Annotated in this window: 15 protein-coding genes; 5 read left to right on the top strand and 10 right to left on the bottom strand. The window is 65.0% G+C overall.

Going from position 1 to position 18,091, the window contains the following annotated elements; translation table 11 throughout:
- Positions 1-160 precede the first annotated feature (160 nt).
- From EXZ48_RS19335 to ssuD, 4 genes are all read left to right on the top strand, one after another.
- A complete protein-coding gene (locus EXZ48_RS19335; RefSeq protein WP_371260143.1) occupies positions 161-1,123 on the top strand; it encodes an amino acid ABC transporter substrate-binding protein in 963 nt (320 codons plus the stop codon).
- Positions 1,124-1,137: 14 nt separating this feature from the next.
- Positions 1,138-2,322 (top strand): amino acid ABC transporter permease, encoded by a 1,185-nt coding sequence (locus tag EXZ48_RS19330; RefSeq protein WP_245290189.1) that lies wholly within the window; start codon positions 1,138-1,140, stop codon positions 2,320-2,322.
- Positions 2,319-3,398, top strand: a complete 1,080-nt coding sequence (locus EXZ48_RS19325; RefSeq protein WP_130517690.1) for an amino acid ABC transporter permease — start codon at positions 2,319-2,321, stop codon at positions 3,396-3,398. The genes EXZ48_RS19330 and EXZ48_RS19325 overlap by 4 nt, the downstream gene beginning before the upstream one ends.
- A gap of 93 nt (positions 3,399-3,491) precedes the next feature.
- On the top strand, positions 3,492-4,661 hold the full coding sequence (gene ssuD, locus EXZ48_RS19320; protein ID WP_050745693.1) for an FMNH2-dependent alkanesulfonate monooxygenase: 1,170 nt from the start codon (positions 3,492-3,494) through the stop codon (positions 4,659-4,661).
- Positions 4,662-4,769: 108 nt separating this feature from the next.
- Here ssuD and EXZ48_RS19315 read toward each other — a convergent pair whose 3' ends face one another.
- The 10 genes from EXZ48_RS19315 to EXZ48_RS19270 all read right to left on the bottom strand — a co-directional run bounded on the left by EXZ48_RS19315 (position 4,770) and on the right by EXZ48_RS19270 (position 16,931).
- Positions 4,770-5,810: an isopenicillin N synthase family oxygenase gene (locus EXZ48_RS19315; protein ID WP_130517688.1), complete on the bottom strand. Its 1,041-nt coding sequence runs from the start codon at positions 5,808-5,810 to the stop codon at positions 4,770-4,772.
- Positions 5,807-5,992, bottom strand: coding sequence for a hypothetical protein (locus EXZ48_RS19310; RefSeq protein ID WP_130517687.1), 186 nt, complete (start codon positions 5,990-5,992; stop codon positions 5,807-5,809). The genes EXZ48_RS19315 and EXZ48_RS19310 overlap by 4 nt, the downstream gene beginning before the upstream one ends.
- A 214-nt stretch (positions 5,993-6,206) precedes the next feature.
- Entirely contained in the window at positions 6,207-6,866 is a 660-nt protein-coding gene (locus tag EXZ48_RS19305; RefSeq protein WP_050745695.1) for a histidine phosphatase family protein, read from the bottom strand.
- A 58-nt stretch (positions 6,867-6,924) separates the two neighbouring features.
- Positions 6,925-8,025, bottom strand: a complete 1,101-nt coding sequence (locus EXZ48_RS19300; RefSeq protein ID WP_023512691.1) for an ABC transporter ATP-binding protein — start codon at positions 8,023-8,025, stop codon at positions 6,925-6,927.
- A 17-nt stretch (positions 8,026-8,042) separates the two neighbouring features.
- Positions 8,043-9,755 (bottom strand): iron ABC transporter permease, encoded by a 1,713-nt coding sequence (locus tag EXZ48_RS19295; RefSeq protein ID WP_023512692.1) that lies wholly within the window; start codon positions 9,753-9,755, stop codon positions 8,043-8,045.
- A gap of 126 nt (positions 9,756-9,881) precedes the next feature.
- Complete coding sequence (locus tag EXZ48_RS19290) at positions 9,882-11,201, bottom strand: extracellular solute-binding protein (RefSeq protein ID WP_130517685.1); 1,320 nt, start codon at positions 11,199-11,201, stop codon at positions 9,882-9,884.
- A 160-nt stretch (positions 11,202-11,361) separates the two neighbouring features.
- The gene (locus EXZ48_RS19285) at positions 11,362-12,690 is read right to left on the bottom strand and encodes a sigma-54 dependent transcriptional regulator (protein WP_050745697.1); all 1,329 of its coding nucleotides are present in this window, start codon (positions 12,688-12,690) and stop codon (positions 11,362-11,364) included.
- Positions 12,687-14,591 carry an ATP-binding protein gene (locus EXZ48_RS19280; RefSeq protein WP_050745698.1) on the bottom strand — a complete coding sequence of 635 codons (1,905 nt, stop codon included), beginning with the start codon at positions 14,589-14,591 and terminating at the stop codon, positions 12,687-12,689. The genes EXZ48_RS19285 and EXZ48_RS19280 overlap by 4 nt, the downstream gene beginning before the upstream one ends.
- Before the next feature lie 14 nt (positions 14,592-14,605).
- Entirely contained in the window at positions 14,606-15,877 is a 1,272-nt protein-coding gene (locus EXZ48_RS19275; protein ID WP_157255829.1) for an ABC transporter substrate-binding protein, read from the bottom strand.
- A 154-nt stretch (positions 15,878-16,031) separates the two neighbouring features.
- Positions 16,032-16,931, bottom strand: a complete 900-nt coding sequence (locus EXZ48_RS19270) for a LysR family transcriptional regulator (protein ID WP_050745700.1) — start codon at positions 16,929-16,931, stop codon at positions 16,032-16,034.
- Between the two features lie 100 nt (positions 16,932-17,031).
- Here EXZ48_RS19270 and EXZ48_RS19265 point away from each other — a divergent pair, with 100 nt between their 5' ends.
- Complete coding sequence (locus EXZ48_RS19265) at positions 17,032-18,045, top strand: NAD(P)-dependent alcohol dehydrogenase (RefSeq protein ID WP_050745701.1); 1,014 nt, start codon at positions 17,032-17,034, stop codon at positions 18,043-18,045.
- Positions 18,046-18,091 lie beyond the last annotated feature (46 nt).

Genomic DNA, 18,091 nt, shown 5'->3' with positions numbered 1-18,091 from the left:
TACATAGATAATATCTATATATCTTCCGAGCGAGCCAAAGCGTCCGCACACCGGAAGTTCGATCCTTTTTTGAAAATGGGGACATTTCAATATGATAGCGCAAAGATCCTTCCGGCGGATCATTCAATCGGCCGCGGCCGCCGCCTTCCTCGCCACCACCATGCTTTCCGGTCTCGCCCATGCCGGCCCGACACTGGACAAGATCAACCAGCGCGGCACGATCAAGGTCGGCGTCGGTACCACGCCAGGCTTCTTCGCACCCGACAGCAACGGCAAGTGGCAGGGCTTCTTCATCGATTTCGGCCGCGCCCTTTCCATCGCCGTCTTCGGCACACCGGACAAGGTGGAGTTCACCTCCTCCTCGCCACAACAGCGTCTTCCCGCCTTGCAGAGCGGCGAGTTCGACATCCTGCTCTCGGGCGTGACCGTCACCACCACCCGCGCCTTCAAGCTTGGCTTCCACTTCGGCCCGACGGTCTTCTACGACGGCCAAGGCATTCTCGTGCGCAAAGACCTCGGCGTCACCAAGGCAGCCGACCTCGACGGCGCAACCGTCGGCGCACAAAGCGGCACGACGGGCGAACTCAACGTCGCCGACTTCTTCCGCAAGACAGGCAAGACCTTCACGCCGGTCACCATCGAGGATACCGGACAGTTCATCGACGCGCTCGAATCTGGTCGGGTCGATGCAATCACGCAGGACTCCTCCGACCTCGTCGGCAAGCGGACCCAGCTGAAGAAACCCGATGACTACGTGCTCCTGCCCGAGCGCCTCTCCAAGGAACCACTCGCACCGGCGATCGCCGGCGGCGATGACCGCTGGCTGGAACTGGTGAACTGGACGGTCAACGCGACGATCCAGGCGGAAGAGTGGGGCATCACCTCGGCCAATGTCGATGAATTCCTGGAGACGGACGATCCGGCCATCCAGCGTTTCCTTGGCGTCGATCCGTCCTTCGCCAACGAGCTCGGGCTCGATCCGAAATGGGCCTACACCATCATCAAGACCGTCGGCAATTACGGCGAGATCTTCGATCGCAACCTGAAGCCCCTCGGCTGGGACCGCGGCTACAACAGCCTGTGGACCAACGGCGGCCTGCTCTACTCGCCGCCATTCCGCTGATGTCGGACAGACGCGTGTTTCGCGCCGTAATGCCGGGCCCATCAAGGCCCGGCATCTTCGGGAAGGTGCGCGCCTGGTGGGGCGGCTGGCCGGTCGGCCAGCTCGCCTTCCTTGCCGTCGTCGCGCTTTTCGTGGCCCTCTTCGTTCACAATACGCTCGAAACCATGGCGCGCATCGGTATCCTGCCCGGCTTCGGCTTCCTGTCCGGCTCCGCCAATTTCGAGATCGGCGAAAGCCCGATCGCCTTTCGCGCGGGCGATACCTATCTGCGCGCGATCCTTGCCGGGCTTGTCAACACGCTGAAGGTCTCCCTCCTCGGCTGCCTGCTTGCGACGGCCCTCGGCGTTGCCGTCGGCATTGCCGGCCTTTCGCGCAATCTCCTGCTTTCCTCGCTCGTGCGCTGGTACATCGAGATCACCCGCAACACGCCGCTGCTGCTGCAGCTCTTCTTCTGGATGGGGCTCGCCAAGGCGTTGCCCGCCCCGCGCCAGTCCACCGCGCTCCTCGGCGCCGTCTTCCTCACCAATCGCGGCATCTACATACCTTCTCTGTCGCTGGAGGGCGGTGCATTCGGTCTGCCGGCGGCGCTGGCCCTTGCAGGTCTTGGCGCCATCGCGCTCCTTCTCGCGCTGCGCGCCGCGCGCCGGCTGACACGTCTGACCGGCCTTGCGGCGGTCGTCCTTGCCACCGCCGCACCGCTTTCCTTTCTCCTCCTCTCCGGCGCCCAACCAGTCGCCGAAACCCCGGCGCTTTCCGGCTTCAACATTCGCGGCGGGCTCAATCTCTCGCCGGAATTCGCCGCGCTGTTGACCGGTCTCGTCGTGCGCTTCTCCGCGCTGATCGCGGAGATCGTGCGGGCCGGCATCCAATCGGTCGGCGCCGGCCAGTGGGAAGCAGCCCGTGCGCTCGGGCTGCATGACGGCCAGATCATCCGCCTTGTCGTGCTGCCCCAGGCGCTGCGCGTCATCACGCCGCTGACGACATCGAGCTATCTCGACCTTACGAAGGATTCGAGCCTTGCCGTCGCCATCGGCTTTCCCGACCTCGTCAGCATCATCAACACGACCGCCAACACGACCGGCCAGTCCATGGAAGCGCTGATCATTCTGATAGGGACCTTCCTTGCCATCAACCTCTCGCTGTCCGCACTCATGAATGCCTATAACAACCGTGTCGCCCTTCGGGGAGGCACACGATGACGGCGGCGACCCGAACCCTCGCGACGCTCCGCACCGGCCTCTTCGGCACGCGCACGAACACGCTGATCACCGTCGCGACGCTGCTTGTCCTGTCGCAGACCCTGCCGCCGCTGCTGCGCTGGGCCGTGCTCGATGCCACTTTCAGCGGCGATGCGAGCGCTTGCACACGGGAGGGTGCCTGCTGGGCCTTCGTTTCGGCGAAGCTGCGCTTCATTCTGTTCGCCTTCTATCCCCCGGACCTGCAATGGCGGCCAGCGCTCTTCATCCTGCTCATCGCGGCGATCCTGACGGCAAGCGCCCTGCCCCGTTTCTGGGGCCGCACCTTGCTTCTCGCCTGGCCGCTGGCGATCCTTGCCTGCTGGCTTCTCCTGGCCGGAACCTTCACCGCGACCCCCATCGCCTCCAACCAGTGGGGCGGCCTGCCGGTAACGCTCTTCGTCTGGGCCGTCTGCTTTGCCGCGGCAACGCCAATCGCCGTGCTGCTGGCGCTGGCCCGCCGCTCCTCGCTCGGCGGGCTGCGCACCTTCTCGGTGCTCTATATCGAACTGATGCGCGGTACGCCGATGGTCGGCATCCTCTATGTCGCCATGCTGATCCTGCCCATGGCCCTGCCGGACAGCCTCTCCTTCGACAAGATGCTGCGCGCCATCCTCATGGTGACACTGTTCTGGGCCGCCTACATCGCCGAGGTCATCCGCGCCGGGCTGCAGGCCATTCCCGGCGGGCAACGGGAGGCGGCAACGGCGCTCAGCCTCGGCTACTGGAGGACACAGCACCTCGTCATCCTGCCGCAGGCCTTTCGCATCGTCATCCCCGGCATGGTCAATCTCGCCATCGGCTTTCTCCTGGCGACATCGCTTCTTGCCGTCATCGGCATTTTCGATCTTCTCAACGCCGCCCGTGCGGCGGCCACCGATCTGCAATGGCTGGGTTTCTACAATGAGGCCTATTTCGTCGTCGCCCTCGTCTACTTCGTCATCTGCTTTGGCGCGTCCCGCTACAGCCGGTGGCTGGAGCGCCGGCTTTCGGGCAGCAGGACGCAAACCGGCGCCCCGAAGGCGCCGCGCAAGGAATAACTCCACCGTTAGCGGTACGAAGAATATAATTCCTTACTCAAACTATAGAATTTATTATTATTTTGTGATCCACTCCAATCCGGAAGACACAGCATGAGCACGACCGACCAGCCCCTTGATTTCCTTTGGTTCATCCCGAGTTCCGGCGACGGTGCCTATCTCGGCTCTGACGATCTGAGCCGCCCGCCGGATCCGGGCTATTTCCGCGAGATTGCGGTAGCGGCGGACCGTCTCGGCTATTCGGGGGTGCTTATTCCCGTCGGCGCCGCCTGCGAGGAATCCTTCGTACTCGCCGCCGATCTCGCTGCCCGCACGGAAAAACTGAAGTTCCTGGTGGCGATCCGCCCCGGCACCGCGACGCCGGCCTACTACGCTCGCCTTGCCTCCACGCTCGACCGCGTGTCGAACGGCCGGCTTCTGCTCAACATCGTGGTGGGCGGCAGCGCCGAGGAACTTGCCGGCGACGGCATCTTCCTGCCGCACGACGAACGCTATGACCACGCGAGCGAGTTCTTCCAGGTCTTCAACGAGCTGATCGAGACCGGCCGCTCCACCCTCGACGGGAAGTACATCAAGGCGATCGACGCCAAGCTCGGCCTGCCGCCCGTGCAGGCGCCGCGCCCACCGATCTATTTCGGCGGCTCGTCCGATGCGGCGATCGACTTCGCCGGCGGCATCGTCGACAAGTACCTCACCTGGGGAGAGCCGCCGGCCCAGGTCGCCGAAAAGATCGCCCATGCCCGCAGGGCCGCCGCTGCCAGAGGCCGCACCGCGACCTTCGGCATCCGCCTGCATTTCATCGTGCGCGAGACGGACGAGGAGGCCTGGGAGGCCGCCGATCGACTGATCTCGAAACTTTCCGACGAGGCCATCGCCTCGGCGCAGGACGTGCTGACGAAGAACTCCGATTCCGTCGGCCAGGCGCGCATGGTGGCACTGCATAACGGCCGGCGCGACAGGCTGGAGGTCTCGCCCAACCTGTGGGCCGGCATCGGCCTCGTGCGGTCCGGCGCCGGCACGGCGCTGGTCGGCTCGCCGAAGACGGTCGCGGCGCGGCTTCGCGAATACCAGGCGCTGGGGATCGATACGGTGATCGCGTCGGGCTATCCACATGTGGAGGAGGCCTACCGCGTCTCCGAGCTGCTTTTTCCGGAACTCGGTCTGCCCGGCCCGCGCAACCAGCTGCGCTCCTCCTTCGGCGGCCATCAGGTCTTCGGCGGCGGCGGCCATGGCGGCAACGTCAAGCTGACCTCCGCATCGTAGACGCGGCTTCCTCTCGCAAATGATCCGGGTGGCAGCCTGCCACCCGGACCAATCACCTCATCACCCCTGGCGTCGTGGGACGCCCGCCCTTCCGAGCGGGCACAGGTGTCATCCCTTGGCCGGTTTTTCCAGCAGATGCAGCAGATCCGGATGATGCGCGGCAGCGACATCAGGATGGGAACGCAGGCGGCTTTTCAGGTGATTGATGCCGACTTCGCGGAAGATCGGGTTCAGCGGATCGACCGTCACACCCCGTTCGGCGCGCTTCAGCTCCTCCGGCAGCGCGATCACGGGGATGGTCGCGTCGTAGCGTGCGCCGAGGAAGAAGGCGACGGAGAAACGCTCGGTGCCGGCAGGCGGCGTGACGACATCATGCACGTCCGCCCGCTCGAACCCGTTTGTCGCCAGCTCCAGAAGCTCGCCGCTGTTGATGATGAACGTGCCGGGCACCGGCGGCGCCTCGATCCATACACCCTCTTCCGTACGGATACGCAGACCCGGTGTCGTGTCCTGCAGCAACACCGTGACGAAGCCGCCGTCCTTGTGCGCCCCGACGCCCTGGTCGCTGCCAGCGGCCTCACGGCCGGGATAGCGGATGATCTTCAGAAGCTGCGAAGGCGACGGCTCGTAGATCTCGGCAAAGGCGTCTTCCGGCTGTCCGAGCGAAAGCGCAATGGCCTTCAGCACATCGATTCCGATACGGGTGACCTCCGCCTGATAGCGCAGCAGCAGCTGTTTCAGCTCCGGTTGGGCCGCCGGCCACTGGTTCGGACCGTAGAGGCGATTCCAGGGCGTCGCCGGCGCAGTCTCTATCGCGGTGCCCTCCGTGTTGATGTCAAGCTGCTCGCGCCAGTCCTGTTCTCCGCGGGTACGTTCATAGCCCGCCCGGTTGTAGCCGCGGAAATGCGGCGACTTCACCATTTCGATCGACAGCTTTTCCGCCTCCGGCAGCGCGAAGAACCGCTTGGAGGCAGCGAGCACGTCGTCGATCAGGCTCTGCGGCACGCCGTGGCCGGTCAGGTAGAAGAAGCCGTGATCATGCAGGACGCGGGTCAGTTCCCGGATAAAGCCCTCCCGCTCGGCTGGGCCGCCATAGAAGCGGGAAAAATCGATCGTCGGCAAATGGATGGGCTTGGTATGGATGGTCATGAAAGCTCCTCGATAGAAACGATGCGCAGGCCGCGCCACGGCCGAAGGCGCTGGACGGCGTTGACGACTCGCCTTTGGAGATCGACGGCCCGTACATCGGCAAGCGCCTGCCGAGCGTGACCGGGATCGATCGCACCGTCAGGAGCAGACGCGACGGGTAAAGCGCAGCCAGCAATCGTCACGGTGTTCTCCTCCGACAGTTCAATAAATTATATAATCTATAGAATTTAATCTAATCGAGAGCGTGCATTCCAACTTGCCCGGGATAGCGTAGTTTTTTCTCCTACCGTCGAAGCGCGGGGGATGAGGCTTGCCGCGTGCAGGCGTCGCGCCCGGATGGTTGCCGCCTGTTTCCAGCAGGGCACCCAAAGGCACGCGGCAAGCCGCCATCGTACCCTATATCCAGACCGTCCTCCCTTCGCCTTCGCATCCGAATGCTTTCAGCAGGTTAGGGGCGACGTCGAGCAGCCTCTCGGCCCGGTCGGTCAGGAGAAACGCCGCCGTCTGCGGCTCGCGATAGGCAAGGATCTCGGCGCGTGAGGCGCGCGTATAGAGACCACGCAAGGCGCGCAGGCAACCGCTATGGGTGACGGCGATATGCGGGCGGGCCGGATCGAGGGTCTGGAGCCATGCCTGCAACCGCCTGGTCAGCCCCGTCCGGCTCTCCCCGCTCGGCATCGCGTACTCCCAGGGGTCGGATGCGTTTGCGCCATATTGCTCCGGCAGATCCCGTTCGATCTCGTCGTGCAGGCGTCCTTCCCAAACGCCGTAGCTGCGCTCGGCAAGCCGGGGCTCCTCGGCAAAGCGGTCGAAGGGCACCGCCCAGATATCGGCGAGGATGGAGGCGGTCTGCCGGGCACGGCCAAGAGGGCTCACCCAGAAGACTGCATCCTGCAGGCCGGCCACGGTTTCCGAAAGCCGCACAGCTACGGCCTGCGCCTGCCGCACGCCATTGGCGGTGAGCGGCGTATCGCGGCTTCCTTGCAGGCGCCCGGCGACGTTCCATTGGGTCTCCCCGTGGCGAATGACGAGGAGGGTGGGCAGAGTATCGGTCATGTCATGAGGCCTTTGCATGGAGAAACCTTCGCCGCCGGGGCGGCGAAGGCAAGGAGGGTCAATCGGCAAGCCACAGAACGGAGGCCGGCTTGATGCCGAGCACCGTCTGGCTGCCCGGAGCAAGCAGGCCGTCGCCGGAATGGAAGGGGGCATCGACCAGCACCGTCGCCTTGCCCACCTCCACGCCGTAGCGCACCGTGGCACCAAGAAACTCCCGGTGCGCGATGGTGCCGGAAAGCGGGACGGCATCGGTTTCAACCGTGCCGATCGTCGCATATTGCGGCCGGAAAACGAGCTTGGCACCGGCCGGAACCTCGACACCGGCCGGGACCGGGATGCTGCCACCACCGGCAACCTCGAAACTGCGCGTCGCGCCCTCGCCCTTCACACTGCCCTCCAGGATATTGGCCGTACCGAGGAAGTTGGCGACGAAGAGATTGGCCGGCTTCTCGTAGAGATGCATCGGCGTGCCGACCTGCTGGATACGGCCCTCGTTGAAGACGGCAATGCGGTCGCAGACCGTGTTCGCCTCCTCCTGATCGTGGGTGACGAAGATGGTGGTGAGCTTCAGTCGCTGCTGAAGCTCACGCAGCTCCCGCCGCACCTCCACGCGCATCTTCGCGTCCAGGTTCGACAGCGGCTCGTCGAGCAGCAGCACCTTCGGCTCGATGGCGATGGTGCGGGCAAGCGCCACGCGCTGCTGCTGGCCGCCGGAAAGCTGCGAGGGCCGCCGGTCGGCAAGATGCGAGAGCCCGACCAGCGCGAGGGCCGCAGCCACCCGCTTGTCCACCTCGGCGCGCGGCAGGCGCCGTTCCTCGAGGCCGAAGGCGACGTTGCGCGCGACGGTCATGTGCGGCCAGAGCGCGTAGGACTGGAACACCATGCCGATGTCGCGCTTCCATGGCGGCATGTCGAGCACATCCTCGCCGCCGACGACAACCGCACCGTTCTGGGCCTGGTTGAAGCCCGCGATGAGGCGCAGCAGCGTCGTCTTCCCGCAACCGGACGGACCGAGGAAGGCGAAGAACTCGCCGGGCTGGATATCGAGGTTGATGTCCTTCAGCACATGCAGCGAACCGTAGTAGAGGTTCACGTCGCGGATGCTGATCGCCTTGGCGGGGCTGTCCGCAAGGGACGCCTTGTCGATATTGATAGTCATAGTCCGTTCCTCCCGGATCATTTGCCGATGCCGAGCGCCTTCTGGCGGCGCTCGATGACGTAGTGGGACAACAGCGTGCAGAGCGCGACCATGACGACCGCGATGACGCCGAGCGCAGCGCCGGGGCCGCGGCCGGCCGGCGATTGCATGAAGACGTAGAGACCGTAGGCGAGCGGGGCGTCGGAATTGCTCTGGATGAGCATCAGCGTCGCGGAAAGCTCGACGGCAGCAGTCGAGAAACTGGTGACGAAGCCAGCAAGAAGCCCGCCCGTCATCAGCGGCAGCACGATGCGGCGGATGGTCCGCTGCTTGGTCGCCCCGAGGTTTTCCGCCGCCTCTTCCAGCGATTCCGACACCTGTTGCAGGGCGGCATAGCAGGCCCGCAGTGCATAGGGCAGGCGTCGGATGGCGAGCGCCAGCACGACCATGACCCAAAGCGTGGCGAGCGGCGTACCATCCGGCAGCGTCACGCCGTAGAAGGTGCGCAGATAGCCGATGCCGAGCACGACACCGGGAATGGCAAGCGCCGAGGTCGCCGCCCAGTCGAGCCAGCGGCGGCCGACGATCTTGGTGCGCAGCACGAGATAAGCGATGGCACCGCCGACGACCACGTCGATGAGGCCGGCAAGCGTCGCGTAGATCAGTGTGTTCTTGATGTAGATCGAGCTTTCACCGAAGACGCGGCCGTAATGTGCCAGCGTCACCGCATCTGGCAACGGGCTGAAGGACCAGACCGTGGCGAAGGACAGCATGAGCAGGCCGATATGCGGCGAGAGCACGAGCAGGAGGATGAGGCCGACGACACCGTAGGCAAGGATGCTTTCGCCGAGGCCAAGCTTGCGCCGCGACAGGCCACCGCCGCCGCGCTGGGTGGTGGCATAGTCCTTACCGCGCATGGCGACCGCCGACAGCCACATGGCGAAGATCGAGACGACGATGAGGATGACGGAGATGACGTAGCCCATCGGGTCGGTCAGGCCGACCGAGGTCACGCGCAGATAGGCCTGCGGTGCCAGCATGTCCTTGACGTTGAGGAGAAGCGGCGTCGCGAGATCGTCGAAGACCTTGACGAAGACGAGCGATGCGCCGGCGAGGTAACCGGGCATGGCGAGCGGGAAGACGATGCGGCGGAAGAGGCGCATGCCGGACGAACCGAGGTTCTGCGCCGCCTCCTCCATCGACCGGTCGATGTTGCGCAGGCTGGTGGAGAGGTTGATCAGAATGAAGGGGAAATAGTGCAGCGACTGCACGAAGATGACGCCGTTGAGACCTTCCATGAAAGGAATGCGGACGCCGAACCAGTCGTTGAGCAGGAGGTTGACGGTGCCATTGCGGCCGAACAGCAGCTGCATGGCAACCGCGCCGACGAAGGGCGGCATGATGAGCGGCACGAAGCCGAGCGTCTGGATGACCAGCGATCCGCGAAAGTCGAAGCGCGTCGTCAGTACCGCGAGCGGCAACGCGATGGCGCTCGCCCAGACGACGGACATGGCCGAGACATAGACGGAATTGAAGAAGGAGCGACGGAAGAGGTCGGTCCTGAAGAAGTCGACGAAGTTGACGGCGGTGAGCGCGCCGGTGCCCTTCTCCGTGAAGGCGGTGTAGATCACCGTTCCGGCGGGAATGACGAGGAAGATCGCGAGAAACAGCGCAATCAGTGTCACCGCCAGAACCTGGCCGGGCCGCGCCGTAATGCGCCGGGCAGGAAGGGATGAAAGTGCGAAAGCCATGAGGCAGTCTCCGGAATGAGATCGGCCGGCCCGGCGGCCGATGGGCACCGGGGGAACGAAGACAGGACGGGAAAACAGGAGGGAGAGGGTTTCCGCTCTCAAGGAGACGCGGAAACCCTCAAGGCGTCAGTCGATGAGGTCGAGCGCCTGCTCGGCCTTGGTCTTGGCGGCAGCGTATTTCTCGCCGGCGAATGCCGCCCACGCCTGTTCCAGCTCGGCCTGGCGGGCCGTTTTCTCCTCGCCGCCGGTGAAGGCGGCGCGCATTTCGTCGCTCGCAGCTTCCTCCGCCGTGACCGGCATCTTGGAGATCAGGCCGTGCGCTTCGGCGATCAGCGCCCGCGCTTCGGCCTGGTCGTTGCTCGCCAATGCCTTCTCAGCAGCATGGATCGCCTTGGTCGCATCGCGCAGGCTGTCGAGCTGGAAGGTGATCAGCTGGTCATAGAGGGCATCGACGACATCCGTGCGCTTCTTGGAAACATCCGAATCGAAGGTGATCATCGACTGGAAGCGCGGATCCTCGAAGGGATTCGGGAAGCCTTCGGGTGCGTCCTTGTAGAGCGCCGGATTGATCGGCAGGCGGCGGATTGCCGGTTCGAGCAGAACGGCCTGCCCCTTTTCCGACAGCAGGTAGTTCACGAAGGCTTCGGCGCCCTTCGGGTTCGGTGCATTGGCAATGATGCCGACATTGGCTGGCACGACGGTGGTGATCGAGGGATAGCTGAAGCTGACGGGGAAACCACTCGCCTTGGCGGAGAAGGCGAAGAAGTCGATGACGATGCCGATACCCGTCTGGCCGGAGTTCACCGCATCCGGCACGCCAAAGGAGCGTTCCGTCACCTGCTGGAGGTTGCCGCCGATGCCCGTCAGCGTCGCCCAGCCCTTCTCCCAGCCCTCACCCTGGAGGATGGTCTCGATGGTGAGATGCGTCGTGCCGGAACGCGAAGGCGCAGCGATCGCGATGTGATCATGATACTCCGGCTTCAGCAGATCGCTCCATTCCGTGGGCTGCGGCAGGTTGTTGGCCTCCAGATAGCGGTCGTTCGACATGATGCCGTAGCCGGACGCGGCAAAGCCGAAATAGTAGCCATCCGGATCGTTGACGGGATAGGAGCCGACCTTCTCCGGCAGGCCCGTGACGGACGGAGCAAACTTGGCGAGCAGGTTGCGGCCCTTCAGGTTCTCGAAAGCATCAGGCGCGGAAGCCCAGAACAGGTCGACCTGGTTGTTGGCCTTCGTCTCGTCGACGAACTTGACGCCGGAACTCGTGCTCTTGTTCTGCACGCCGAGCGTATAGCCGGGATTGGCGGCCTCGAAGCCGGCCTTGAAGGGATCGGTGACGTCCTTGGAGAAGGACGTGATGACGGTGACCTTTCCGCCGTCCTCAGCATAAACAGTCGAAAGAGCGGCAGCCGACATCAGCATCGCCGCGGCAATGGTCTTGAGCATATGGTTTTCCTCCCAATGGCACCGCCGGCTCTCCGGCGGTCATCAGGATGTCAGCAAGGCCCGTGCCAGTTTCGGAAATCCCGGAAAACCGGTGTTTCCGCCCGGAGAATGGGAAAGAAAGGTAACATCGCCCCCAATTCTCGGGGTCAGAACGGTAACCTCACGCCTCCTCCTCGCCCCCGAGGCCGTGCTTGCGCATCTTGAGATAGAGCGTCTTGCGCGAGATGCCGAGTGCATCGGCTGTGGTGCCGATGCGGCCGTCTTGCTCGGCAAGGCTGTCGACGAGGATCGCCCGCTCCACCCGATCCATGCGCGCCTCCAGTGTTTCCCCGGATGACCCGCTCCCGCCGACCGGCAGGTCTTCCAGGCCGAGCACATAGCGTTCGGCGACATTGCGCAGCTCCCGCACATTGCCCGGCCAGCTGCGGCGGTCGAGATCGGCAAGGAAGGTCGCATCCACATGCGGCGCCGCGCGGCCCTGGCGGCGGGCGGCAAGATCGAGGAAGTGACGGAAGAGCAGCGCCACGTCGCCCCGACGCGCCGAAAGCGCGGGAAGCTCCACGCGGGCGATGTCGAGCCGGTAGGCAAGGTCCTCGCGAAACCTGCCCTGCCGGGCGAGCTGATGCAGGTCCGCCTTCGTCGCGGCAACGACCTGGAGATCGACCGCAACCTCGTCGTTCGAACCGAGCCGCTCGATGACGCGCTCCTGAAGCACACGCAACAGGCGGACCTGCGCAGACAGCGGCATGGATTCGATCTCGTCGAGGAAGAGCGTGCCGCCGTCGGCATGTTCGATCTTGCCGATGCGCTTGTCCTTCGCTCCGGTGAAGGCGCCGGCCTCATGGCCGAACAGTTCCGATTCCAGCATGGTCTCCGGGATCGCGCCACAATTGACCGCGACGAAGCGGCCCTTGCGCCCACTGAAATCGTGCAGCGCCCGCGCCGTCACCTCCTTGCCGGTGCCGGTTTCCCCCAGAACGAGGATGTCGGTCGCGGCCCCGGCGATGCGCTGCAGTCGCTCACGCAGCAGCACCATCGGCGCCGAATGGCCGATCAGCCGCGCCTCCCAACCATCCGTGGCAACGGAAAGGCGCAGACGTCGGTTTTCGACGAGCAGCCGGCGATGGGCGAGCGCGCGACGTACGGTCTCGATGAGATGGACCGGGTCGGCCGGCTTTTCGAGGAAGTCCCAGGCACCATCCCGCATGGCGCGCAGTGCCATCGGGATATCGCCATGGCCTGTCATCAGCACGATGGGAATCTCCCGGTCGATGGCCCGCACGGCGGCGAGAAGGTCGAAGCCGTCCTGCTGGGGCATGCGCACATCCGACACGATCACCGCCTCGCTGTCCGCCTGCAGGCCGGAAAGCGAGGCGGCGACGGAGCCATGCGCGCTGACGCGAAATCCTTCGATCTCGAGCAGTTCGCGGCAGGCGTCTAGCACATTGGCGTCGTCGTCGACGAGAATGATGTCGGTCGATGCGGTCATGCCGCTCCTTTCAGGGACACGATGAAACGCGTGCCGCCGGGCCCGGTCTCCAGCACGCCGATGTCGGCGCCGAAGTCCTTGATAATGTTGTAGGAAATGGAAAGGCCGAGCCCGAGCCCGGCGCCGACCGGCTTGGTGGTGAAGAAGGGGTCGAAGACTGCGCCGCGATCCTTCGCGGCGATACCCGCGCCGGTATCACCGACGATCAGGCTCGCCCCCGCAACGCTTTTCTCGGCCGTCACCGTCACCATCCGTTCAGGCCGACCGGCGACGGCATCGAGCGCATTGGCGATGAGGTTCACCACGACCTGCTCCAGCCGCACCGGTTCGGCCATCACGCGCGGCATATCGGGCGGTAGGGCGAGCTTCAGTGTCACCCGCTCCTCCTCGAAGCGGTGCTCTAGAAGGCTCAGGGCTTCATGTACGACGGCCGGAAGATCGACGGGGTGCAGCTCCGCATCCGGCCGGCGCGCGAAGCGACGGATATGGCTGATCTGGCCGGCCATGCGGGCTGTCAGAGCGCGGATCTTTTCCAAATTGTTCAGCGCCTGCTCGCTGTTGCCGCGCGCAATCAGCGTCGACCCACTGTGAATATGCGCGCGGATCGCCGCGAGCGGCTGGTTCAGTTCGTGCCCGATGCCCGCCGCCATCTGGCCCAGCGCCGCCAGCTTGGCCGACTGCACCAGCTCGTCACGCGTCTGGCGAAACAGGGTAAGGGCCCGGGCGAGGTCCGCCAACTCGTCGTCACCACCGGCGGGAATCCGCACCGCCGGATTGCCCGCACTGATCGCCATCGCGGCATGGGCGAGCTGATCGATGCGCGCCAGCAGACTACGATGCACGTAGAACACGCCGATGCCGATGGCAAGCACCACCGCCAGCAGGGCGATGGCCGCAAGCAGCTTTCGACCGAGATCGATGGCCGCGGCAGCCCGCTGTGCCGCCGTACCCGCCCGTGCCTCGATCGCCACCACCTCCGCCTCGATGCGCTGGCCGAGTTCCGCGACGAGCCGGCTGTTCTCCTTTGCCAGTTCTCCGAGCCGGCCCGCCTCGCGCATTTCGGAGCGCTTCCGGTTGGGCGTGCCGGTCGCGGGATCGGATTGCTGCAGGATGCGCCGGGCGAGCTGGCGCACCGTCAGGCTGTCCGGCCAGCCCTCCAGCGTCGCAAGGCGCGCGGCAAGCTCGTCCGCGCTGTCACCGAGAAAGGCATTGGCCTCCTGAACCTCCTCCGCCGTCGCGCTGCTGACCAGCCGGGCGATCAACCCTGTGGCAAGATTGGCCTGCGACACCACGGTGAGCAGCGCCTCGCTGCGCCGCTGTTCTCCGAGCGCTGCGGCACTGCGGCCGTTGCGCGTCTCCGCCTCGATGTTGAAGCGGATATCGTCGACCAACGGATCGGCCTCTTCGATAAGATCGGCCTGAACCCAGCGCAGCTCCTCCACATCCGCGCGCATCGCCTCGGCCAGCGTGAAGCGCTTGCCGGCGGCAAGGTCGATCCGGGCGAGATTACCGTTGATCGACGCCGCCAATGGCAGCAGGGATTGTACCGACGGCTCCGGCTCGTGGTTTTCCAAAAGCGCCTGCAGCGCCGCCAACCGTTCGGCATAGACACGCCTCGTCTCGTCATATTCCGCCCGTGTCTCCGCGCCGGTCAGCGCGGCGGTGACCGAACCGATATCGGCACCCGCCTTGGAAAGCCGGGAGGCGAAAGCGAGCTGCGGCATCTGCACTTCAGCGATGCGCGAAAGCTCGCCCGACAATTCCCGGTAGGAGAGCCAGCCGACGAGGCTGGCGCAGACGGCGAGGCCGACGATGGCGACGAAGGCCGCGCCAAGACGCGCACCGATACCGAAACGCCAGCGGCTCTGCCCGTTCCATCGTGATCTCTTGCTCGTCTCCATGGCGGCGGCTTCTATCATCGCCGCCCGGCCGCGGTCGAGATGCCAACAAGCAGGCTTTCCGCCCGGGCAAGATTCCGCTCGACGGCGCCGCGGATGTCGCGTGCAAAGGCCTGCTGTTCGGTCGTGCGGGCAATGCCCCGCGGCCATTCCCCCTTCAGGCCTTCGGCCAATCTCTCGACATCCTCGGAAGAGAGCGGGGGTGTGCCGAGCAGCCGGCGCACGCTCGCCAAAGTGCTGCGCCTGCCGGCATCCCCCGCAGCCTCGCCCTCAAGCGCCCGCAGCCGTGCCCAGAGACGGGCGAGCATCGCCCGGCGACGGACGATGTAGTCGTCGAAGATCAGGTTGACGATGCCGTAGCGCTCAGCCGAAAGGCGCGCGTTGAAACCGTTCGCCGCCAGCAGCCCACCAGTATTTTCTGCGGGCAGCAACCCGGCATTCAGCGCCGCCCGCACCGGAATGCGTCCGATCGCCGGGCGCAGGAGGATGTCCTGCCCTTCCTGCGAGAACAGGAAGTCGACGAACCGCTCGGCAGCCTCCGCGTTTCTTGCTCGCGAGAGGATGGCGATGTTGGCCGGCACGTAGAGGGGATCCGGCGTCAGCACGAAGACGTTTTCCGCGCCCGAGACATCAGGCGCCTTGGCAAGGAAGTCGATCGTCACGCCGATGCCGAAGCGGCGCTGCGCAACGCCCGAGGCAACGCCGAAGCTGCGCGCCGTCACAGTCGAGAGGTTGCCACCGAGCTCCGACAGCAACGCCCAGCCTCGCTCCCAGCCGTAGGTCTGCAACAGCGCCTCGACGATCAGATGCGTGGTGCCGGAACGGGAAGGCGAGGTGATGCCGATATGGCCGGCATAGACGGGCATCAGCAGGTCCTGCCAGTTCTGTGGCACCGGCAGGTCGTATTGCGCGAGGTAGGCGGCGTTGTAGACGAGCCCATAACCGGACAGCGCGAAGCCCAGATAGAAGCCCTCCGGATCGTTGACGGGATAGCCGAGAATGCGCTCCGGCGCTCCGGTCTGCCGCGGCTGGATCGCTCGCAGGGCACCCTTGCGCTTCAGGAGTTCGAACGCGTCCGTCGCCGATGCCCAGAAGATGTCCGCTGCGACCTCGGGCTTTTCGAGGATAAAACGGCTTGCACTGCCGGTGTTGCGCTGCACGACCGTAACGCGGATATCCGGATTGCGCGCCTCGAAGGCACGCTGGAACGGCTCGTAGAAGGAAGGCGGATAGGAGGTGATGATCGACAGGTCTGCCGCCCGCGCTTCATGCGCGGAAAAAAGCAGCATGAAAGCGAGCAACAGACGCCAGCCCGCGCCGCGATGGTGTCCCGGCCGGTTCAAAACGGGCGTGCCTCCGGTGAAGATGCGAATGTGACAATGACGAAGCCGGGATATTGCCGGGACGCCGGAAGGATGTCCACCCGGCACCCACATCTCCCCTCTACTCCATCATGCCGGGCAGCCCAGCCGCCAGGGTATCGATCGCCAGCCGGACGCGCGGCAGCATGACGGGGGAGCGCGGCCAGACAGCGTGGGTTTCGAAGGTGACCGACGGCACAGCCCTCAGGACCTGTCGAAGCCGTCCAGCAGCAACATCGTTCCGAATCATCCAGCAGGGCAACCAGGCAAGCCCCAACCCGCGGCAGGCTGCATCCCGGATCGATTCGAGATCATCCAGCCTTAGGCGGGAACGGGGCAGGACGACGCGCCAGGGGTCATCGGGCGATGGAAACACCCAGGTATCGTGGCTCTCTCTCTTGCCATAGATGATGCCCTCGTGGTTTGGCAAATCCTCCAGTCGCTGTGGTTCGCCATGCATCTCGATATAGGCCGGCGAGGCACAGACCGTCAGGCGCTGGAAGGCGACCCGCCGGACGACGGTGTCGGCATCGTCCTTGAGACGGCCATTGCGCACCGCAAGATCGAACCCGTCAGCCCGCAGGTCCGCGACACGGTCGCTGAAGGACAGATCGAGTTCGAGCCCCGGATGGTGGTCCAACAGGCCGATCAGCAGCGGCGCGACGCATTGGCGGCCGAAGATGACAGGCATCGTGACCCGCAGCTTGCCGCGGACATCGCGCCGGCCCGATTCCAGTTCGGCCTCGCCGGCCCGGATCTCCTCGATCGCCCTCAGGCACCGTTCATAGAAATAGCGGCCTTCTTCCGTCATGCCCTGGCTGCGCGTCGTGCGATGAAAGAGCCTGACTTTCAGCCGCGTCTCCATGCGTGCGATCGTCTTGGCGACGGCCGAGCGTGTCAGGTTGAGCCGCTTCGCCGCTGCCGAGAACCCACCGGCATCAACCGCTTCCACGAAAACCGAGACGTCCTTCAGGTGTTCCATATTGTATCCATTCAGGAACCAGTGTGGCGAATTAATACCGCAACTGCCGATGAATTTTCAACGATAGACTTCCTTCAACACATCGAGAAGGAGATTAGCGATGACAATGGCAAGGCAGTGGAGCATGGCGGCGATCGGTCCGAAGGACTTCGCGATCCGCGCTGCGGCAATCGCGGAGCCCGGGCATGGCGAGGTTCGCGTGCGCACCGAAGCCGTTTCCCTCAACTACCGCGACAAGCTCGTTCTGGAGAGCGGCATGGGCCTGCCGCTGGACTATCCCTTCGTGCCCGCCTCCGACATGGCCGGCGTGGTCGAGGCCGTCGGCCCCGGCGTCAGCCGCTTCAAGGCGGGCGACAAGGTGATCTCCACCTTCATGCCCGGCCGGATCGAGGGCAAGGGCCTGGGCGATGCGCGCAATCCGCCCTACAGGACGCTCGGCGGTGCGCATCCCGGCGTGCTCTCGGAATATGTGACGTTCCCGGCCGACTGGTTCGTTGCCGCACCGAAGACGCTGGATGCCGGGGAAGCGAGCACGCTGCCCTGCGCCGGCCTTACAGCATGGATGGCACTCATCGAGAGCGGAAGCCTGAAGGCCGGTGAGAAGGTGCTGATCCAGGGAACAGGCGGGGTCGCTCTCTTCGCCTTGCAGATTGCACGGGCGCACGGCGCGCAGACCTTCGTCACGTCGTCGAGCGCAGAAAAGCACGAAAGGCTGCGCGCGCTCAAAGCCGACCATCTGCTCCCGCGTGACGGCTGGGTCGAGCGGCTCATCGACCTGACGGACGGCCATGGCGCCGACCACGTGCTCGATATCGCCGGCGGCGCGGGTTTTGGAGAGGCGCTGAAAGCGGTGGCTGTCGGCGGGCGGGTCTCCTTGATCGGCGTGTTCGAAGGGTTCGAAATCTCCGGTCCCGCCTCCGCGCTTCTTCTCAAGTCGCCGGTCGTGCAGGGCATTTCGGTCGGTCATCGCCGGGCACTGGAGGATTTCGTGCGGGCCGTGGACAGCATCGGCCTCAAGCCGGTGATCGACAGGCGCTATCGCTTCGAGGAGGCGGATCAGGCCTTTGCACATCTCGATCGCGGACCATTCGGGAAGGTCGTGATCGAGTTCTGACCGTCGTTGAACCGCCCGGCGCCAAAAAATACGCCGGGCGGCAGAG

This window comes from Shinella sp. JR1-6 (assembly GCF_004284735.1).
GTDB lineage: Bacteria > Pseudomonadota > Alphaproteobacteria > Rhizobiales > Rhizobiaceae > Shinella.
The sequence above is the reverse complement of the archived record's forward strand: the minus strand, read 5'-3'. Positions and strand labels throughout refer to the sequence as shown.